Annotated in this window: 3 protein-coding genes; all 3 read right to left on the minus strand. The window is 66.7% G+C overall.

Annotation, left to right across the window (positions count from 1 at the left end; all coding sequences use genetic code 11):
• Positions 1-158: 158 nt before the first annotated feature.
• Positions 159-542, minus strand: coding sequence for a head decoration protein (locus V7050_RS20170; RefSeq protein WP_324411155.1), 384 nt, complete (start codon positions 540-542; stop codon positions 159-161).
• A gap of 3 nt (positions 543-545) precedes the next feature.
• The gene (locus V7050_RS20175; protein WP_324411161.1) at positions 546-1,076 is read right to left on the minus strand and encodes a hypothetical protein; all 531 of its coding nucleotides are present in this window, start codon (positions 1,074-1,076) and stop codon (positions 546-548) included.
• A 4-nt stretch (positions 1,077-1,080) separates the two neighbouring features.
• Positions 1,081-1,434 (minus strand): S49 family peptidase (locus tag V7050_RS20180; RefSeq protein WP_324411163.1); only part of this gene is annotated, 354 nt, incomplete at its 5' end.

Consider the following 1,434-nt stretch of genomic DNA (forward strand, 5'->3'; position numbering starts at 1 on the left):
GAGATGCGCGTGGTGCTCACGCCGTCCTCTTCGAAAAGGCCGGTGGCGGAAATCTGCCCCGGCCGATACGGCTCGCTGTTGATCGCCGCCGTGAGCGACTCGATGGTGAAGCCTTCACCATCCCAAATATCTACCATTGGTCCGGACATGAGGCCCTCCTATCGAGCGATGATCGAGACAGCGGCAAGCTGACCGAGCTTCGCCGTGCGCTTGTTGTCGTTGTCGACCGACGAATGGAAGATGAGCATCGGCTCCTTCACTTCCGCCTGCCGGCTGATGACCACGGCCTCGACGTCCGCCGACGTGGCGTCGACGCCGTAGGCGAGAATGGCCTTGGCCACCTCCGCGCCTTCGATGCCGGAGACCTCGGCGTTCGGCGAGAAGGTGTATTTCTTGCTGGCGGTGATGACGCCGAGCAGGGTGCCGGGTTCCAGCTTGCCGGCCCCCGAGGCGATGGTGACGACGTCGCGCGAAATCTTGCCGTTGCCTTCGGACAGCACGAAAGCAAGATTGCGCGGGCCTTCTGTCTTGATGCCGAGCATTGATCAGCCCTCCTGATTCTGCTTGCGCCGCGAGGCATAGATCGCGGACGTGTCGATGGTTGCCTTCTTGGCAGGGGCCGAAGGGGCCGCAGGCCCGGCGGCGGCGAGGCGCTGCTGTTCGTAGGAGGCAGCGGTGTCGGCGGCCTTCGTCGGCGACACGTTCGCCACCACGAAGGCGGCGACGTCGGCGCCCGACATGCCCGGCGACTTGATCGCGAGGTCGAGGGCAGCGGCCATGCGGCCCCCGTCGCCCTTCACGCCTTCCGCGCCGAGGGCCGCGGCAAGGCGGTCGCTTTCCGCCTTCGCCCCCTCCGCCTTGCCGGTCTCCGACGCTGCGGTGACGGCAGCGTCGTGCTCGGCCTGCGAGATGCCGGGCTTCTTGTCGCCGCCGGCGGGCGCATCGTCTTTCGACATAGCACTTTCCTTCTGGTTAGCGTCTGACGCCGGGGCGCCGGGTTCTGCCCCTTCGGGCACAGGTTCGACCGCGTCCCCGAGCATCGCATCGTGGACGGCGGCCAAAATGCTCTTGGCCATGGTTTCAGCCCTTTCGGTTGACTTCCTTCACGAAGGCGGCGAACGCCTCCTGTCCGTTCCCAACGGCGTCGACGAGGCCGAGCCGAAGCGAGTCCTGCGCGTCGAAGGCGTCGGCTTCCGTCGCCAGCGCGGCGGCCTTCGTCGTGCGACGGCCCCGGCCTTGTGCAACTGCGGCGGCGAAGCTGTCGCGCATCGCTTCGACCTGCGCCTGCCAGCGCGCCCGCGTTTCGGGCGGAAGCGGCAGGAAGGGGCTTCCGTCCACCTTGTGACGACCGGCATGGATCAGCGTGACCTTGATGCCGTCCTGTTCGAGGTTGCCGCTGAAATCGGCGTGCATCATCACGACGCCGATGGAACC

This window comes from Amaricoccus sp. (assembly GCF_036846665.1).
In the GTDB taxonomy this organism is placed as follows: Bacteria; Pseudomonadota; Alphaproteobacteria; order Rhodobacterales; family Rhodobacteraceae; genus Amaricoccus.